Here is an 18145-nt window from a genome sequence, read left to right as displayed (position 1 = left end):
TCGACGCAGCGTCTGGCGGCCTCGAAACCGAAGCTGAAGCCAGCGCGCAGGTGCCCCTGCGACTCCAAGATCTGTGGCTTGTTACCTCTAGCGTGCGGGTACTGCGAGTGCCAGCAGGTGGTTCTGTGTGTGTGGGCGACGAAGAACGACAGATTCCGCTTGAGGCCCTCTTGCCGCCCGACGGGATCGTCGCGAGCCACGCCGAGGGCCTGGTAGTACGGTGATCAGCCGACTTAACGTGGCCTTGATCTCGCCGGACAAGATGTGTACTTGCCACGGCTGGGTGTTGCAGTTCGATGGTGAGTGTTGGGCGGCGTCCATCACTTTCGTCACGATATCGCGGGGCACCGGTGTTGGCAGATATTGACGCACCGATCGCCGTGTTCGCACGACGGTGTCAAAGTCAGCCATAGAGCACAGTCCTCGGAAATGTGTGGGATCGGTTCGAGGACGCTCATGCTCGAGTGGCACCACTCGGCTCGCGCCGTTGCTCAACTTCTCGGTGGCTGCGGCTCGCTCGGGTTGGGGGTGCTCCTGCCATCGAGGTCCGACTATTAGCCTGCAGCGCAATGGCTTACATGAACAATGCGCGGTTGATGCGAACGCCGTACTCCGCGTCCGGGTTCACCGTGTGTCCGAATCTCTCAGCGATAGCCGCCGCTGCCAGATCCCGCCGTTTGGGCGATCGCGCGGCATCCGCTGCCGCCAGGGCGTCTGGGATCTGTGCGCGGTTGAGGTCGGTGCAATACACCGGTGTGCCGGGCTGTTGGCGCCACGATTTGGTAAGGGGGCCGGCATCGACTGCGTCGAAACCGGTGTCTTCGACCAGCGCCATGCCGAGTTGGCGTTCGATGTCGTTATCGGCGGCGACTGGGATGGCGATGCGCTCCGGGTCGCCGGCGGGCTTCGCTTTGCGTGCGAACGAGTCCGATCCGATCGCGTTCCACGCCTTGACGACCGGACGGCCCAGCTGCTCGACCACCCAGAGGCTCTCGATCTGCCCGCCTTCGATGGCCGCGATCCTCTCGTCTCGTGCCGGATAGTAGTTCGACGTATCGATTACCACTGTCTGGGCGGGCACGTCGGTGAAGAGCGGTGCGAGCCCGGGAATGCGGTTCAGGGGGATGGACATGATGATGACGTCGACGTCGACCACTGCGTCGGCCGCCGAAACCGCACGCCCGCCCGAGGCCAGCGTATCGGCCGCAATGGTCTCTGGGCCTCGCGAGTTGGCGACCTTTACGTCATGCCCGGCCGCACTCAACCTTTGTGTGAGCGTCGTGCCGATGAGTCCTACTCCGAGAATGCCGATCTTCATTAGTCTCCTTTGGTGGGTGCACTTTTCGTGCAATTTTTGGTTTGGACGGTGCGAGGAAGGCTCTCGGCATCGTCTCGGCGGGACATGCCACTGCTGGCCGACATCATTGCTTCGCGGGGTGGGCGAGCTTTTCCAAGGTGCGCCGAAGGTCGTCGACGTCGCGTTCGGTGAGCTGGCAGGCGGTCTTGATCTTGCTGGTGACGCCACGGATATCGGCTTCTAACGTTCGTCCGTGACCGGTGAGATCGACAAGGACGCGACGCTCGTCTGCGCGGTCGCGTACGCGGGTCACCATTCCCGCGGCTTCGAGACGCTTGACCAGGGGGGTGATAGTGCCGGTGTCCATGTCCAAGCGGGCACCGAGGCCGCCGACAGTCTGCGGCGCACCATCGAGCAGCGCCAGCATGACGAGGTACTGGGGAAACGTCAGACCCAAGGGCTCCAGAAAGGGTTTGTGCAGACGAAAGACCCGGTTGGCTGCCCCGTACAACGCGAAGGACAGCTGCTCGCCCAGCTCGTTGAGCGGCCTGATGGGTGAAGCAGCGGATGATTTTCCAGAACGCGATACCATAGTGCACTAGATAATAGCAGACTAGAGTATTCCGGGTTCACTTGAGAACCTTCCGGTCGCGTTCTGGATGCTGCATCCGACGCAGTGCAAGCGCCGAATCGAGCGGACGCTGGGGTGCAAGGTCGAAATGCCGAGACGTGACGTACTGCCGTTCGGGTGATCGGGAGGGTCGGTATCGCGAAGACCTCAGCAGCAGGCGGCGAATCAGAATGATTCGGCGTCGGAATACAGCCAGTGTTCTGGACGCATCGAGATCGCGAGATTCTCGCCGCGGTTCCTGAGGAATTCAATGTGGCGGTCGGCCGCGTCGCCGCTGAGGTGGCGCAGGGTCAGCTCGACGATTTGGTCGTCGGTTGCGGGCTGAATCTGACTGACGGCGCCGTCGACCGCCACATAACGTCTGGTCGGCTCCAGTCGTTGCGCCATGAGCGAGAAGAATCCAGCCGCCTCGATTGATCGCGCCTTGCGGGTGCCGACACCGGTCAACACCCATGGTTCTCCGCCAGGGGTGTACTGGTACCAGATCGGCACCGTCAGAGGTCCGCGGGATGCACCGAGGCTCACCGAGAGCGCACCGGTCCGGGGTTCGGCAAGAAACTGTTCGCGCTCTACTTTGATGCGAGTCTTGTTGTCGGGTGTTGTCATCGGGTTTGCACTCTTTCGTCCCTGGCGGAGTCGTAGGCATGTAGCGACGACTTTATGAGGGGCTGTGTGATCGCGGCAGAGACGGTCGATCCACGGATCGCTGGTCTCTGCCTAGGAAGCGGCGAACCAGTGGACCTCGTGTCCCTTCGAAACGGTCTCCACATCAGGACCTGAGCTGTTGATGGCCGATGACCGATAGCAGTTCGAGCTTGGTCTGACTCTCGGTGCCGGGGCGGGCAGTGAGCACGACGAGGGTCTGAGCGCGATTGTCGGTGAAGAGAACTTGCCCGTCGACGTCGATGCGGGCCGAGTTCGGGATGCAGGATGGTCGTGGTGTCGTCGTACCGTTGAGCGACCTGTTGCAGTTCCCACAAGCGGGAAAACTCTGGGCTGTGTTTGTCGAGTTCGGCGCGGATCTGGGTGGCTCGGGCGGTGTCGCTGCCTGTTGTCAGCGCAGCTCGCAGGCCGGCCGCCTGGGCGCGGCCGTGGCGTTCGTGGGCCTCCTCGGGGAACTTCAGCCGTTCTGATGGGTCCATGAACCAGCGGTAGAAGCCGCTGCGCGCGAAACCAGTGTGGTGGGTCTGGTCACCGAGCAGAGCGACGGCCAACGGGTTCATGGCAAGTGTTTCGACGAGGTCGGTCTGCACCAGGGCGGCAGAGTCGTATAGACGGTCCAGCACTCGCATCAGCGCCGGACTGACGTGTTCGGAGCGCTGGAACCGGGGTGGTGCGTTGTGGCCGGTGAGAACGAACAGGTGGTCGGTTTCATCGAGGGTCAAGCGAAGGGCGCGGCCAAGTGCTGAGGCGATCTGGAGGGAGGGCTGTGGAGCGCGCTGCTGTTCGAGTCGGGTGTAGTAGTCGGTCGACATGCCCGCGAGACGCGCGACCTCCTCCCGGCGCAGACCTTGGGTCCGTCTGCGCACGCCATCGGCCAGACCGACATCGCGGGGTTTCATCGTTTCGCGCCGCCTCCGCAGGAATTCCGCCAGCGCTCGCTTGTCCATGGCATCATCTTCGCCCCTCGGAGGCCGACTATCCATCGTCGTTTCCCGTACAACTCGCACCGTTCGCACCGGATGAAACCGCGAAGAGGGCGATGGACCAAGCGGCAGTTGATGTTCGGTTCTCCCTACGGCAGTGGTTCGACAACTTCCCCAAGGACAAGCTCTACTGGCCGGATCGGCACTACGCACGTCCCTGCTGCAGTCCGATGACGACCGTGCCTTCACGTTCGTCTACGACGACCACATCGACCCGTTGCGCGCCATCCGGTTCTGCGGCGGAACCGAAGCGCTCAACAACAAGACCTTCACGATGCCCGACTTCGAGAGCGCCACATAGGGCGCGACGGCCCGAGCGGTCGTCGCTCGGTCCTCCGGTACTCGGTGCTTCCTGTACGAAAGTGCTTGCTGTCGAGTGTGTTCCCGCGCTGAAAGAAGATTCTGGCGGTTTCTGATCGGTATCGGTGCTGAGAACGGATAGGCTTCCGATGTGCTGCACCTGCGTGTGATCGCGCCCGAGGAGCTACGGGACGAGATCCTCGACGTACTTCGTGGCGAGCCGGGCGTAGGCAATCTGTTGTTGTTCCCGGGGGCCGCGCTGTCGCCGGTCGGTGACGAGATCACCGCCGACATCGCGCGGGAATCGGTCAATGAGGTGATCCGCCGGCTGAAGGAACTCGACGTCCAGCACAAGGGCGCGATCACCCTGCACGCTCTCGACACCGTCCTGTCGACGAGTGCTCACCGTGCCGAGGATGCCGCCGACGGTGATGCCGCGGATGCGCTGGTCTGGGACGAACTGATTGCCCGGACTCGCGAAGATTCGGCGTTGACCATGACGTTTCTTCTGTTCCTGATTTTGGCGTGTCTGCTCGCCGCCGTTGGTGTGGCAACCGATTCAGCGGTCACCGTGGTGGGCGCGATGGTTGTCGGCCCCGAGTTCGGGCCCTTGGCAGCGCTTTCGGTCGCGTTGGTGCAACGCCGCGGCCGGCTCGCGCTGCGGGCGTTGCTTGCGCTCGTCGTTGGATTTCCGGTAGCGATGGCGTTCACCGCACTCGCGACGCTCGGCGCCGAGGCCGCTGGCTGGATCACCCTCGATACCGTCGCCAACGTCCATCAAGTCGACTTCATCTATCGCGTGGGCCCTATTTCGCTCGTTGTCGCGTTACTGGCCGGGGCCGCTGGCATGCTCTCGTTGATTTCCTCCAAGTCGGGGGCGCTCGTCGGCGTGTTCATCTCGGTGACGACGGTGCCCGCGGCGGGCTTCGCGGTGGTGGCCGCGGTGTTGGGGGATTGGTCGGTGGCCGGCCGGTCGGTGCTCCAACTCATGGTGAACCTGGTCGGCATCGTGATCGCGGGTGTGGCGGTGCTGATGTTGCGGCCCAACAGGTCGATGATCCCCCGGTCGGCGCAGAACCTGTCGTAGGTTTGCGCCTCAAACTGCCATCAGCACAGCGTCAGGTACTGCGGACCGGAGTGAGATACCGCCCGGTGACGCTGTCCGAGGACCGAGCGATCTGCTCCGGAGTGCCCGTCGCCACGATGGTCCCGCCGGCGGCGCCGCCACCGGGTCCCATGTCCACCACGTAGTCGGCGTTGGTGATCATGTCGAGGTCGTGCTCGATGACGACGACGGTGGCGCCCTTGGCGCCGAGACGGTCGATGACGCCCAACAGGACCCGGATGTCGAGGGGATGCAGCCCCACACTCGGTTCGTCCAGCACGAACAGCGCATCGGACTGGGTGCGGCCGAGTTCGGTTGCGAGCTTGAGCCTTTGCGCCTCGCCGCCGGACAGCGCCGGGGTGTCCTCACCGAGGGTCAGGTAGCCCAGCCCGAGGTCGACGAGGGTCTGCAGCTTCTTCCGCACCTTCGGCAGGTCCTCGGTGTCCCGCAGCGCCTGTATCACGGTGAGGCACAGCAGGCCCGGCAGCGACAGCCTTCCGGGTCGCCGGATGTCCTGAGCGGCTGGGGCGTAGCGGGTGCCGTCACAGTCGGGGCACGGGATGTCGACGTCGGGCAGGAACTGGACGTCCAGCGAGATCTGCCCGGTGCCCTCGCAACGTGGACAGCGCAGCGATCCGGTGTTGTAGGAGAAGTCCGAGGCGGTCAGGCCGCGGCGCTTGGACTCGTCGAGGGCGGCGTACGCCCGGCGTAGGTCATCGAGGACGCCGCTGTAGGTGGCGATGGTGGACCGCACGTTGGTGCCGATGGGGGTGGCGTCCACGACATTGACCCGACGGATTCCCGACGGTTCCACCGATGCGATGTGCGCGGGCAGCGGGTCATCGGCCGCCGCGGTCTGCAACGCGGGTACCAGGCTTTCCAGCACCAGCGTGGTCTTTCCGGATCCGGACACTCCGGTGACCGCGGTGAGCCTGCCCTTGGGGATCTCGACGTCCAAGGCGTGCACCGTGTGCAGCGGACGGGTGGACAGCCGGATCCGTCCGTGGTCGAACAGGTGCCCGGCCGCGACGCTCGCGCGCACGCGGATCGGTTCGGTGCCGTCGAGGAATCCGGCGATCAGCGACGACGGGTTGCCCACCAGATCAGTGAGCGTTCCTTCGGTCAGGACGGTGCCGCCCTCGCTGCCGGATCCGGGTCCGATCTCGATGAACCAGTCCGCCTCGCGCAGCACCTGCACGTCGTGATCGACCAGCACGACGGAGTTCCCGTCGCGCAGCAGGTCCCGGATGACACCGTTGAGGCCGTCGATGTTGGACGGGTGCAGGCCGATGGAGGGTTCGTCGAGGACGTAGAGCACTCCGGTGGTCTGGTTGCGCACGGCGCGGGCGAGTTGCACGCGCTGGCGTTCACCGGTGGACAGGGTGGCGCTGGGCCGGTCCAGCCCCAGATACCCGAGGCCGAGTTCGACCAGCCGGTCGGCCATTTCGAGTAGCTGCGCGATGATCGCCTTCGCCATCGAGCCCATGTCGGGTGGCAGTGTCTCGACGACCGTTGGCGCCCAGGCGATCACCTCGTCGAGCGTCATCGCCGTCGCCTCGGCCAGGTTGATGCCGGTGACGCGCGGAGCCAGGGCCCGCTCGCTCAGCCGAGTACCCCGGCACGTCGGGCAGGTACCGGTATGGATGAACTTGTTGACCCGGTTGACCCCGCCCTCGCTGGCGGCCTTGTCGAGTGCTTCCTGCACAGCCAGGCGGGCGTTGCGGTAGGTGAAGTTGACCTCGAACAGCTTGCCGCTCTTGGACGGTACCGTGATGCGGTGCTTCTCCGCGGGGCCGCGCAACACGATGTCGCGTTCGTCGTCGGTGAGATCGCGGTACGGCACATCGGTGCGCACGCCGAGTTCGCCGACCATCTGCGGCATCACGGTCAGGCCCATCATCTTCCACGGCGCCACCGCGCCGTCGGCGATGGTCCGCGACGGGTCGGGGACCAGCAGGGCGTCGTCGATCTCCCGCACCACCCCCAGCCCACCGCACGTCGGGCACGCCCCGTCGGAATTGAAGGCCAGCGCCTCGGCCCCCGGCGGGGAGAACGTGAGGCCGCAGACCGGACACGTGAGATCCAGCCCCGCGGCCACGTCGATCGTCGGCTGCTGGCGGTGCCCGTTCGGGCAGACGTGTTCGGCCAGCCGGGAGAACAACAGACGCAGGACGTTGAGCAGCTCGGTCGAGGTGCCGAACGTGCTGCGCGCTCCGGGAACACCTGGTCGCTGCCTCAGGGCCAGCGCGGCCGGGACGTGCCGGACGCTGTCGACGGTGGCCTTGGTGGCGTGCGACATCCGGCGGCGGGTGTAGGTCGACAATGCCTCGATGTAGCGACGCGAGCCCTCGGCGTAGAGCACTCCCATCGCCAGCGAGGACTTTCCCGAACCGGAAACCCCTGCAATGGCGACCATTTGGTGCAGGGGCACGTCGACGTCGACGTTGGCGAGATTGTGCACGCGCGCGCCACGCACCTCGATGGTGGTGGGTGCGGCGGGGTTTTCGCCGACGGTGCTTTCCTGGCTGGACACTGCGCCCCTTTCGCGTCGGACGACGAAAGCCTATCGGCAACCCCCGACATCGGGCGGGCGGAGGAACGCTGCTTTGGGCGCGATGGGGGAGAGCGTCCAGATGATGTGGCCGATTGGTTGCGAAATATGTTGGCGGGCAGTGGCTTACCGGTCAGGGGCGCCGGCAGGTTTCGTACCTCTTGATCAGTGCCATGTCCGGCGATGCCGGCTGATAGACGCCGTGGTCGCGACTCGTGCAACCCCGGGATCGTGGACGGCTGGACGTCGCGCTGGGCGACGAGCGGTGAGGTTCGACGGGAACGGCGACCGTGAGCACTGCATCGGTGATGTCATCCACGGAATCGTCCACCTGCACCCCCCGATGGCGTCTCATCGGCATATCGATGCGGCTACTCACACCCGGGAGGCGCCCGCCACTACCGGTTTTGTGCCCGTCGGAAAACCAACCCACAAAATCGATTCTCTTCGCCCGAATCGGCACAAGTCGGCAATACGCGTGTACCACGGGGCTTGCGTTGCGGCGTGGGTGCACAACACATCGCTTACGCGTTTCGGAAAGGGCCCGATCGCCAAAAGAACAGCACATCGTCATGTGTCACATTTGCCGATTCGTGCATCGGATACTTTCTGCGGGATAACCCTCGTGTGGATTCCCAGGCAAGACGCTATGAGATGACTCTGAATCGGCGACGTTCGGTAGTTGACATGTGAAGCAATGCGTACTCGCTGGTAGCCTGCAATGGCAATCGAGAGAGATAGGGGCACTGCCAATGGCCGAACGTGTTGTTCGCCAATTAATTGACGACCTGGACGGTTCTGAGATTCCGGATGGTGGCGGAGAACGAGTTGAGTTCTCGGTGCGCGGCGTCGAGTATCAGATCGACTTGTCGGCGTCGAACATCGCCAAGCTCGATAAGGCGCTGCGGCCGTTCGTCGACGCGGCGGCAAAGGTTCGCGGCGCACGCTCGCGCCGGACCGTGAAAGCGATTTCGCTCAACGGAAGCGGCACTGGTGGTAGTTCGAAGGAACAGCTTGCGGCTATCCGCAAGTGGGCCAGGAAGAACGGGTTCGAGGTTTCCGACCGCGGCCGTATCAAAGCCGAGGTCATCGACGCTTTCGAAGCCGCGCACTAGATTTTCGCCCCCGAACATCGATTTCTCGATATTCGGGGGCGAAATCAACTTTCGTCGCTCTATTCCGAATCACCGCTGCCGGATGACGCATGTGCGCCGGCAGCTGTCTTGCTTTCCTGCCTCGCGGCCGGCGTAGCGGTCCCGCTCTCGGTGTCGGACCCATTCGGCTTGCTGCCGTGCTTACCCTTGGGGCCGGCCTTCGGCTTGGCGCCCTTTTCACCTGCTCCGAATTTCGTACCTGGCCGGGTCACCTTGTCGCCGGTGGTGGTGTCGGCTTTCGGTGCGGAGGTGTCCGACGGGGTGGACGCCGTGTCGGCCTTCGGCTCGGACTTGGTGTCGGACTTGGTATCCGTCGCCGCTGCGGGTTTCGGTTCCGCGGTGTCGGTGCCGGTCTTGGTGTCGTCGGTCTTGGTGTCGGTCACCGGCTCGGTGACTTCGGGTGTCGAAGGAGCCGTCGAGCTGACCGGTTCGGTCGGGGTGAGCACCTCGGTGCCTGCCTTCTCGTCGGTCACCGGCGCGGCGACGGTGGTCGCTTCGTCCGTTCCTGCCTCTGCGGATACCGGCTTTTCCTCGGTCGCGACCTCGGTGGCATCGGTTGCGGCAGCGCCTGATTCGTGTTTCGTCACGGTGGTCGCGGTAGCGGCCGGTGTGTTCCCATCCACTTCGGCTGTGGCAGTGACGGAATCCGCCGTGACCGCAGGTGCGGTGATGGCCCCGTTCACCGCCGACGCGACACGTGCGCTGGCAGCGGTCACCGCGGGCTTGCCGAAGATCCCGCCGAGCAGGTTCTTCACCGCGTTCACCAGCATCTTGGCCGTCATCGGGATGAAGTTCATGATCGAACCCACCATGTTGATCACCGCGGTGGCGATCTGTTGGGCCAGGCCGCCCAGGCCCGACGCCGGGTTGCCGGGCGTGGGAATGGTCGGCGTAGTGCCGGACAGCTGCAGGATCAGTTTCCTGATCACATCGGCGGCGGCCTTTTCGTTCCAGAAATAGTCGAACAATCCGAGGTGGTCTTCCTTGACCGTGCTGTCGGGTGCGCCGGTGTCCTTGCCGTTGTAGATGAAGATGGGCCCGCCGTTGAGGAAGCTCTGCCAGGACAGGATCATGTCCTTCAGATATTCGGCCTGCTGCTGCTGGTCGGCCGCCGTTCCGGTCATGGTGGGCTGGCCGTACTCACTGATCCAGATCTTCAGGTCGCCGTCGCCCTTGACGTTCATCAGCGCGCGGATGGCCTGCAGCTGTGCCAGTGCCGAGGTTCCCGGCCATGTGTTGGCGGGGCCCAGACTGAATTTCAGCGTGTAGTTGTACGGGTGGAAGGAGAGGGCGTCGAAGTACCCCTTGGCGCCGTTGGCGTACATCTGGGTGATGAAGCTGACCGGGTCCAGCGACAGATTGCCCAAGGTCAGGCCGGCGCCGACGACGCCGCCGATCACCTTGATGTCCTGATTGGTGGTGGCAGCCACCGCCTTGATCGCGGTGTAGGCCTTCTTCAGCATGGTGGTGTACGACACCGCGTCCACCGGGTTCCATTCGTAGAAACCGTTGGGTTCGTTCCAGATCTCATAAGCCGAGATCTTGCCGGCGTAACGCTGGGCGACGGCGGCCGCGAATTTGGCATAGGCGTCCGGGTCGGGATGGCCGTTACCCAGGGCACCGGCCCACATCGGGGTCTGGTTCAGCACGCCCAGAATTCCCATCCCGCGGTCGGCCGCGGCTTTGACGATGTAATCGGTCTTGGCCCAGTCGTAGTTGGTGGCACTCAACGGCTGGATGCTTCGCCAGAACACGCCGATGCGGACATCGTTGACGCCGAGCGAGAGCATTTTGTCGAGTGCCTTGTCGATCTCGGCGTTGCTCATGCTGTACAGATTCGACTCGGCGACACCGATCGTGCTCGGGGCCTCTTCGATGGTCGCGGTATTGATCACGTCGTACGAGGCGTGCCGCATCGTCGGCAAGAGATATTGACTCGTCGTTGCCGCGAATAGCGCTATCGCGATAACCGCGATTGTGGACCGGACGGCAACCGGCCGGATGATGTTCAGGGCGTGGGTCATCGCGGTGACTCCTGTTCTTACTCAGAGGGTTCGAGCGCCTAGCTGAAGACTGCTCCAGAACTTACGGCCACGTCAGCAAATTGGCAAAACTTGGTGAAACGGGTTTTGGTCTGCGGTTTATGCAACAGAACTGCCCATGTTTAGCAAATGGTTGGAAACCCAAACCAATTTCCCTAAGCCGCCCCATAAGTGTGGTTATGGCAAAGCTTTCAGCGAACCGACGCGCCATCGCCGCGAGATGCGCGGAGATCCCGCTGTGATGTGGTATGTGCCCGTAGATTCCCATTTTTGGGACACCTGGCCCATGCAGGTTCCGCCGAGGCGGCGCCAACCGTCCCGGCGCGTCGAAAGCTGGCAAATTTTGGCGGGCCATCCCCCGTTTGGGGGATGCGCGGTTGATGAGCGTTGTGGACAACATTCATCGGATGTTCGAGCGCATCGCTCCATGTCGCCGAAGTTTTGGTCGACTTGCATAAGCGCAGGTCAGTAAGCGTTTCGACACCCGGTGTCTTAGGGAAACTTTAATGAAACCTTAGAAAACTTATTTTTGCCGGTACTGTTCCGAGGGTCAGCAACGAAACGGGTTAGGGGAGTGCCGTGGATAGGTTGGGTGAGCGTGCCGTGGTCCTGGGCGGGGGGTTGGCCGGCTTGGTCACTGCCCGGGTGCTGTCGGAGTTCTACGCCGACGTGGTGATCGTCGAGCGGGACCGGCTGGCCGAACAGGCGACACAGCGCCGGGGTGTACCGCAGGGGCGGCATCTACACAGCCTGCTGAGTCGAGGGTCACTTGCCCTGGTGGAGCTGTTCCCCGGACTGCTCGATGAGCTCGCGGCGGCGGGGGCGCCCGTTGTCGACGAGGGGGATCTGACGCGGGTCGACTTCCGGTTCGGCTCGTACGGCTTTCACCGGACCGGGAAGTTTGCCGACCCGGCAGCGCTGGTCCAATGTCTGGCCAGCCGGCCCCTGGTCGAATTCCACGTCCGGCGCCGGGTCGCCGCGCTGGGTAATGTGCGTTTTCTCGACGGGCACGAGGTGATCGTGCCGATCGTCTCGGATCCCGGCCGTGTCACCGGCGTGGCGGTGGCCGATCGCGACACCGGCAGGCGAATTCTGCTGGATGCCGATCTGGTGGCCGACGCGATGGGCCGGGCGGCTCGTACGCCGGCCTTTCTGGAGACCCTTGGTTACCCGCGCCCCATCGAACAACGGTCGGCGTCCCGGGCGACGTACCACAGCCAGGTGCTGTCCATGCCCGCTGACGCAATCGCCGAGCGGCTGATCCTGGTGCGGACGCCGGGCGTGGCCGGCGGTCTGGTCGCCAACGAAAACGGAAGTTGGATGCTCACCATCACCCAACTGGGCGCCGGTGCACCGCCCGCCGATTTCGGCGCCATGTGCGCCACCGTGGGACCCCTCGTGCCCCCGTCGGTGTTCGCGGCGCTGCGCGCGGCTGCGCCCCGCGGGCCGGTGCAGACCTTCGGCAATGCCGCCGGGGTGTGGCGACGCTACGACAAACTGGGCGGTTTCCCGCAAGGCCTCATCGTGGTGGGAGACGCACTCTGTGCGCTCAACCCGATCTGGGGTCAAGGCATGACGCTGGCCGCCGTCATGGCGCTGGACCTGCGCGACTGCCTGCGCCACGGCAGCACGGACCTGGCGCCTCGGTTCTTCGCGTCCGCGGCCGACCGCATCGCGCCCATTTGGGCGATGAACCAGGCGCGGGAGCGGCCCCAGCCGGACTCGCCGGCGGGGCGGTCGGTGACCCACCGGGTGAGCGCGTGGATCATCGAACAGGCTTTCCAGGCGGCGCCGTCGGACATCGTGCTGACCGAGCGGTTCCTGCGGGTGGCGAATCTGATCGATCCGCCCGAGCGCATGCGTGAACCGGCAGTCGTGGCGCGAGTCCTGGCACTGTCCGTCAAGCGCAACATGACCATTTCGGCGATATGTCGCCGGGATCGCTTCGCTGCCATGGTGCGACGGGCCCGGGTGCGGGCCGCCCGGCGCCGTCGGACAGGGCGGGTGCTGCGCCGGTGTTGAGGCCGGGTCCGGACCCGGGGAGATTGTTACCCTTGCGTTCGTGTCCGATGAGAACGAGCCCGATGGCGAGACCGTATCCGAGGATGCCGAAGCAGAAACCGAGGAGGCCAAGTCCCGGTCGAACTTCGGCCCCGGTGTGCTGGCCATGATCGCGGTGCTGATCGCGATCGCCACCCTCGGTGCGTCGGCGTGGATGTGGCGCAATCCCAAGCAGGCCGCGGGCTCAGCCGCCGCCGCCACGACGACGGACGCCGCGCCACCCGTCAGCGATGACGAGAAGAAGGATGCCAAGACCAAACTGTGCGCCGCGTTCGAACTCGTGCGCGCGGGCGTCGCCAACAGCAGCGCCCTGCAGGCGCCCGGCGGGGACGACGATGTGGTGGGTGCGCTCGCGGTGGCCGCCAACGCGCGCCTGGCGCTCTACGGCGGCGGTCAGTACCTGTTGGCCCGCATCGAGCCCGCCGCACCCGCCGATGTCGCCGACGCGGCACGCAAATTCGGCAACACACTGATGGATATCGGCGCCGCCGCCATGGCACAGGTCCCCAAGTCCGACCCGGGGCAGGATGCTCGGCTCAAGGACGCCGACGCCCAGAACGGCGCCGTCGAGGAGCTCTGCAAGTAGCCCCGGTCACCGGGGTGTGACGATGCGTTGCTCGTAGGCGAACACGATCGCCGAGGCACGGTCGCGCAGACCGAGTTTGGTGAAGATCCGGCCGATGTGGGTCTTCACGGTCAATCCCGAGATGAACAGTTCGTCGGCGATCTCGGTGTTGGTGTATCCCTTCGCGATCAGCGTGAGGACATCGCGTTCGCGGGGCGTGAGCTCATCCAGCGTGGCGCCACCGCCGGCCGGCGCACTCGCGCTGCGGTAGGTGGTCAAGACCCGGGCGGTGACGGCCGGATCGAGGTAGCTCTGGTCGCTGCCGACGGCACGTACCGCGCGGATCAGTTCCTCGGCGGGGGAATCCTTGAGCACGAACCCGGCCGCGCCGGCGCGCAGCACACCGGAGAGCAACTCGTCGTCGTTGAAGGTGGTCAGCGCGAGCACCGGTGGTCCGCCGCGTTCGGTCAGCAGCCGAGTCGCCTCGATGCCGTCCACCCGTTTCATCCGCAGGTCCATCACCACCACGTCGGGGTGGCACCGGTCGACGGCCGCCGGCACCTCGTCGCCGTCAGTGCATTCGCCGACAACCGCGACGCCGTGCTTCTCCCGCAGGATCAGCGACAGCCCGGACCGCACCAGCTCCTGGTCGTCGACGACGAGCGCGGTGACCAGGGTGTCCTTCCCGGCGGTCACGACGCCCCCATCCGGGCCGGCAGGTCGGTGCCGGCGGCGCACGACGGTAGGGTCGCGTGCACCGCCCACCGGCCCGGTCCGGCCCCGATGTCGATGGTGCCGCCGAGTAGCTCGATGCGCTGCCGCATGCCGTGGATGCCCCGGCCGCTGGTGATCTCCGAGGGAACGGCGGCGCCCGGCTCGGTGCACAACTCGTTGACCACGATGAGCGTCGCGGCGGTGCGGGACACCGTCAACGTGATGGCCGACGGCGAGCCAGGCACGTGCTTGGCGATATTGGACAGAGATTCCTGGGCGATCCGGTACAGCGCCAGACCGGCAGCCGCCGACACATGTTCCAGCCTGCCATTGACCTCCACGGTGACGTTCAGGCCGGCACGGGCGAAATCCTCGGCGAGGCCGCGGATGTCGGCGACACCGGGTTCCGGTGCCAGCGGCTCCGCGTCGGCGGCGAGCAATCCGACGGTGTGCCGGATGTCGTCCATGGCTTGGCGGCCCAGTCGTTCGGCCTGCTTCAGTGCGTTCACCGCTTCGGCGTCGTCACCGTCGTGCTGGAGGGCGTGCCGCGCACCGGTGAGGTGCAGCAGGGTGATGCTCAGCGAGTGCGCGATGACGTCGTGGACTTCGCGGGCGATGCGCCGCCGTTCGTCAGCGGCGGCGTGCGCGGCCAACTGCGCCTGGGCCTCTCGCTGCTCGATGAGCAGAGTCTGTTGACCTCGCACCAGATAGCCGATCAGCCAGCCGATCCCGACGAAGGTGAGGTACAGGGCAGGAGTTTCGACTCGGCCGGTGACCGCGGCACAAGTCAGCAGGGCGGCGGCCGAGGCCGCGGCCAGCATGCCGCCGCGGACGGACGTGATGGCCCCGACGACGCCGACGGTGAGGCCGAGCAGGAACGGGGCGAAGTCGCCGTGGATCGGTGTCGAGGTGCCGAAGAGCAGGATGGCCGCGCCGGTGGTCCACGCCGCCCACAAGGTGGGGCCCTCGCAGCTGCGGTCCTTGACGATGAAGAACGTCGCCCACGGAATGATGGCGATCGCGTTGGCGAGCACGGCCATCGGCCAGTCCGACATCGGGCGTTGCAGCGTGGCGATGACACCGATCACCACCATGGTGACATCGATGGTCAGCACGAACGGCCAGCTGAATCCGCCCGGGATGCGCGTCTCCTGCGTGCGCGCCCAGGCCCGTAGGTAGCGCGCGGCCGCCTCCAGCATCGTTTCATGCTAAGTCTGCGGGCCCCCGATTACGTCATGCTCGGGTTGTACTACTGCGGTAGGAGTTCTTACAGCCGGTGCATCTCGCGGGCCATCGCCGCATCCTCGACGAATGCGGTCCGGCGGGGCGGGTAGTGGGGCTCCCTGTGGTGCGGCGGCGTGCTGCGCGCCGCCGCGCGGACGGCCGCGAGGAAGGCGGCCAGCCGGCGCCGGGCCGCCCCGCGCTGGAACGCCGGAGCCACGCTGATGCTCGGATGGGCGGTGTAGCCGATCAGCAGGAATCCGGGCAGACCGGTCTGTCCTGGAGTTGTGTTGCTAGCCATGATTTTTGGCTTCTACTGGTGTCATAACCCGACGCTACGAAGCGCGCGGCGCACGCACATCGTGCCGAGGACCGATCTTGATCTGCGACCCTGGTAGGAGATCAGGGCCCACCTGGGCATCAGACCGGCGGTCCCGCCACGATGTGCGGCGGTGAGAAAAAATCTCACGTAAGTGTGGACAACTCACATTCGGTGTCATAGATTCACACGCAATGAGCGAATGGGCAGCAGTGCGCCGAACGATGGTCACTGTTTATGTGAATTTTACACAACGGAGCCGGGAGTGAGCGTGGACGCGAAGACCCGGCGCGACCGCATCGAGCAGCGCGTCAGAAGCGAGTTCGAGGTCGGCTACGCCGAGCTGGCCACCGAGTTCGACGTCTCCGAGATGACCATCCGTCGTGATGTGGAAGCGCTCGAAGCCCTCGGCGTGGTGCGTCGGGTGGTCGGCGGTGCGATCGCCGTCAAAGGCAAGGACGCCGAACCCTCCTTCGCCACCCGGGTGGCCGACGCGGCCGAGGAAAAGCGCCATATCGCCGACGCCGTGGCCGATCTCGTCAGCCACGGCGAAACGCTGATCCTGGATTCGGGCAGCACCGCGCTGGCGGTGGCCCGATCACTGCGTGGCCGCCGGCTCGGGCTGACCGTCGTCACGCCGAGCATTCTGGTGGCACTGGAACTCGTCGACGAACCCGACACCACCGTCGTGCTCACCGGCGGCGAGGTGCGCCCCGGTGAACTGAGCCTGATCGGTCCATCCGCCGAAGACACCCTGGCCCAATACAATTGCGACACCTTCGTGATGGGGGTGGCCGGGATCGACGTCGATCGCGGGATCTCCGATTACCACCACGGCGAGAGCCGGGTGAAGCGCTCGGCAACCCGTCGCGCCGACCGGGTCATCGTCGCGGCCGACAAGAGCAAGCTGGGCCGCGTCACGTTCGTCAGTATCGCCGCGCTGGCCGATATCGGTGTGATCGTCACCGACGGCGAGGTGGACCATCCCGCCCTGGTCGCCGCGCGCGGCGCCGGCGTCGAGGTCATCTGCGTCGCCGGACAAGAGGGCAAGCGCGGATGAGCGGCTACACCATCGGCGTGGACATCGGCACCACCGGTACCAAGACGGTGCTGTTGAGCACCGAACGCGGCATCGTGGCGACCGCAACCCGCGCGACCGCCCTGCATTCGACCGGCCCCGGTATTGCCGAAGCCGACACCGGGCAGTGGCACGACAACGTGGTCGAGTCCATCCGCGAAGTCCTGGCGATCGGTGCGGTCGGCGCTGACGCCGTCGGTGCGGTCGCCACCTCCGGCATGGTGCCCGCCGTCGTACCCGTCGACGCCGACGGAAACCCGTTGCGGCGGGCCATTCTTCAGAACGATGCCAGGGCCCATCACGAGGTGTCCGAACTGGGTGCTGTGCTGTCCGGTGTCGACCTGGTCACCCTGACCGGATCGGCGCTGACCCAGCAGTCAGTGGCACCGACCGCGGTCTGGCTGCGTGCGCACGAGCCCGAGGTCTACGCGCGCACCGCCCACTGGGTCGGCTCCTACGACTGGGTGCTCACCGCGTTGGGCGCACCGTGCCACGTCGAACAGAACTGGGCGCTGGAATCCGGCCTGTTCAGCATCGCCGGCCCGGTGGCCGAGCAGGTCCTGGCCGCCGCCGGCCTGGACCCCGAAACCCTTGCCCCGGTGCACCGCCCGGGCACCCGTGTCGGTGAACTCAGCGCGCGGGCCGCCGAGCTCACCGGGCTGCGCGCCGGTACCGCGCTCGTGGTCGGCGGCGCCGACCACGTGCTCTCCGCCTACGCCGCGGGAGTCAGCCGGCGCGGCGACGCCCTGGTGAAACTCGGTGGCGCCGGTGACATCCTGGTCGCCAGCGATACCCAGGTCGTCGACGAACGGCTCTACCTGGACGCCCATCCGGTGCCTGGGCACTGGCTGCCCAACGGATGTATGGCCACCAGTGGCAGCTTGATCCGCTGGTTCCAGACGCTCGTCGGCGGCGCCGAACTGAGCACGCTCGACGACGAGGCGGCCGGACGCGCGCCGGCCGACGTGCTGTGCCTGCCATACTTCCTCGGCGAGAAGAGCCCGTTGCACGACCCCGATCTGCGTGGGACGTTCGCCGGCCTGCACCTCGGCCACACCAGGGCCGACATGTACCGGTCGGTGCTCGAGGCGATCGCCTTCGGGTTCCGGCACCACGTGGACATCTTCACCGATATCGGGATCCCGTTGAGCCGGGTGATGATCACCAACGGCGGCTCGAAATCGACGCTGTGGAAACAGATCCACGCCGACGTGCTCGGCCGCCCGATGCTACCTGTGCGCGGGCACCCCGGTGCATCGCTGGGCGCCGCGGTGATCGCGGCGATCGGGATCGGCGCGCTGGACGACTGGTCCGACGCCGCACGGTTCATCACCCTGGACGAGCCCTACCTGCCCGACCCCGGCCGCGCGGCGGCCTATGACGAGGCCTACGCGACGTGGCGTGATCTCGGCACCGCGATGACACCGATCTCCCACCGATTGGCCCGCACATCCAGATGAG

17 protein-coding genes are annotated in these 18145 nt (G+C 65.7%); 7 read left to right on the top strand and 10 right to left on the bottom strand.

The window, feature by feature from the left end:
• Positions 1 to 87: 87 nt before the first annotated feature.
• The 5 genes from ACXPWS_RS22785 to ACXPWS_RS22765 all read right to left on the bottom strand — a co-directional run bounded on the left by ACXPWS_RS22785 (position 88) and on the right by ACXPWS_RS22765 (position 3538).
• Entirely contained in the window at positions 88 to 411 is a 324-nt protein-coding gene (locus ACXPWS_RS22785; protein WP_458708826.1) for a nitroreductase family protein, read from the bottom strand.
• 163 nt (positions 412 to 574) lie between these two features.
• Complete coding sequence (locus ACXPWS_RS22780; protein ID WP_458708825.1) at positions 575 to 1318, bottom strand: NADPH-dependent F420 reductase; 744 nt, start codon at positions 1316 to 1318, stop codon at positions 575 to 577.
• Between the two features lie 103 nt (positions 1319 to 1421).
• The gene (locus ACXPWS_RS22775) at positions 1422 to 1889 is read right to left on the bottom strand and encodes a MarR family winged helix-turn-helix transcriptional regulator (RefSeq protein ID WP_458708824.1); all 468 of its coding nucleotides are present in this window, start codon (positions 1887 to 1889) and stop codon (positions 1422 to 1424) included.
• 204 nt (positions 1890 to 2093) lie between these two features.
• Complete coding sequence (locus ACXPWS_RS22770) at positions 2094 to 2534, bottom strand: pyridoxamine 5'-phosphate oxidase family protein (protein ID WP_458708823.1); 441 nt, start codon at positions 2532 to 2534, stop codon at positions 2094 to 2096.
• Positions 2531 to 3538, bottom strand: a complete 1008-nt coding sequence (locus ACXPWS_RS22765) for a helix-turn-helix transcriptional regulator (RefSeq protein WP_458708822.1) — start codon at positions 3536 to 3538, stop codon at positions 2531 to 2533. The genes ACXPWS_RS22770 and ACXPWS_RS22765 overlap by 4 nt, the downstream gene beginning before the upstream one ends.
• 133 nt (positions 3539 to 3671) lie before the next feature.
• Between ACXPWS_RS22765 and ACXPWS_RS22760 the strand changes: the two genes are divergently transcribed.
• Positions 3672 to 3875, top strand: a complete 204-nt coding sequence (locus ACXPWS_RS22760) for a hypothetical protein (protein WP_458708821.1) — start codon at positions 3672 to 3674, stop codon at positions 3873 to 3875.
• A gap of 150 nt (positions 3876 to 4025) precedes the next feature.
• Positions 4026 to 4961 carry a DUF389 domain-containing protein gene (locus ACXPWS_RS22755; protein ID WP_458708820.1) on the top strand — a complete coding sequence of 312 codons (936 nt, stop codon included), beginning with the start codon at positions 4026 to 4028 and terminating at the stop codon, positions 4959 to 4961.
• 31 nt (positions 4962 to 4992) lie between these two features.
• Here ACXPWS_RS22755 and ACXPWS_RS22750 read toward each other — a convergent pair whose 3' ends face one another.
• Positions 4993 to 7395 (bottom strand): excinuclease ABC subunit UvrA, encoded by a 2403-nt coding sequence (locus ACXPWS_RS22750; RefSeq protein WP_458713658.1) that lies wholly within the window; start codon positions 7393 to 7395, stop codon positions 4993 to 4995.
• Between the two features lie 887 nt (positions 7396 to 8282).
• Here ACXPWS_RS22750 and ACXPWS_RS22745 point away from each other — a divergent pair.
• Positions 8283 to 8645, top strand: a complete 363-nt coding sequence (locus ACXPWS_RS22745; RefSeq protein ID WP_458708819.1) for a histone-like nucleoid-structuring protein Lsr2 — start codon at positions 8283 to 8285, stop codon at positions 8643 to 8645.
• A gap of 59 nt (positions 8646 to 8704) precedes the next feature.
• Here ACXPWS_RS22745 and ACXPWS_RS22740 read toward each other — a convergent pair whose 3' ends face one another.
• The gene (locus ACXPWS_RS22740; protein WP_458708818.1) at positions 8705 to 10600 is read right to left on the bottom strand and encodes a cellulase family glycosylhydrolase; all 1896 of its coding nucleotides are present in this window, start codon (positions 10598 to 10600) and stop codon (positions 8705 to 8707) included.
• A gap of 705 nt (positions 10601 to 11305) precedes the next feature.
• Here ACXPWS_RS22740 and ACXPWS_RS22735 point away from each other — a divergent pair.
• Complete coding sequence (locus ACXPWS_RS22735) at positions 11306 to 12748, top strand: FAD-dependent oxidoreductase (protein WP_458708817.1); 1443 nt, start codon at positions 11306 to 11308, stop codon at positions 12746 to 12748.
• Between the two features lie 40 nt (positions 12749 to 12788).
• Positions 12789 to 13373 carry a hypothetical protein gene (locus ACXPWS_RS22730; protein WP_458708816.1) on the top strand — a complete coding sequence of 195 codons (585 nt, stop codon included), beginning with the start codon at positions 12789 to 12791 and terminating at the stop codon, positions 13371 to 13373.
• 6 nt (positions 13374 to 13379) lie between these two features.
• Here the strand turns inward: ACXPWS_RS22730 and ACXPWS_RS22725 are convergent, their stop codons facing one another.
• The 3 genes from ACXPWS_RS22725 to ACXPWS_RS22715 form a co-directional block, all read right to left on the bottom strand.
• A complete protein-coding gene (locus ACXPWS_RS22725; RefSeq protein ID WP_458708815.1) occupies positions 13380 to 14048 on the bottom strand; it encodes a response regulator transcription factor in 669 nt (222 codons plus the stop codon).
• On the bottom strand, positions 14045 to 15265 hold the full coding sequence (locus ACXPWS_RS22720; RefSeq protein WP_458708814.1) for a sensor histidine kinase: 1221 nt from the start codon (positions 15263 to 15265) through the stop codon (positions 14045 to 14047). Before ACXPWS_RS22720 ends, ACXPWS_RS22725 begins: the two co-directional genes overlap by 4 nt.
• Before the next feature lie 68 nt (positions 15266 to 15333).
• Complete coding sequence (locus ACXPWS_RS22715; protein WP_458708813.1) at positions 15334 to 15588, bottom strand: hypothetical protein; 255 nt, start codon at positions 15586 to 15588, stop codon at positions 15334 to 15336.
• A 283-nt stretch (positions 15589 to 15871) separates the two neighbouring features.
• Between ACXPWS_RS22715 and ACXPWS_RS22710 the strand changes: the two genes are divergently transcribed.
• Entirely contained in the window at positions 15872 to 16666 is a 795-nt protein-coding gene (locus ACXPWS_RS22710) for a DeoR/GlpR family DNA-binding transcription regulator (RefSeq protein WP_458708812.1), read from the top strand.
• On the top strand, positions 16663 to 18144 hold the full coding sequence (locus tag ACXPWS_RS22705) for an FGGY-family carbohydrate kinase (RefSeq protein WP_458708811.1): 1482 nt from the start codon (positions 16663 to 16665) through the stop codon (positions 18142 to 18144). The genes ACXPWS_RS22710 and ACXPWS_RS22705 overlap by 4 nt, the downstream gene beginning before the upstream one ends.
• The last annotated feature ends 1 nt before the right edge of the window (position 18145 follow it).

The organism is Mycobacterium sp. BMJ-28 (assembly GCF_054404835.1).
This window is presented reverse-complemented; position numbering and strand designations above follow the sequence as displayed.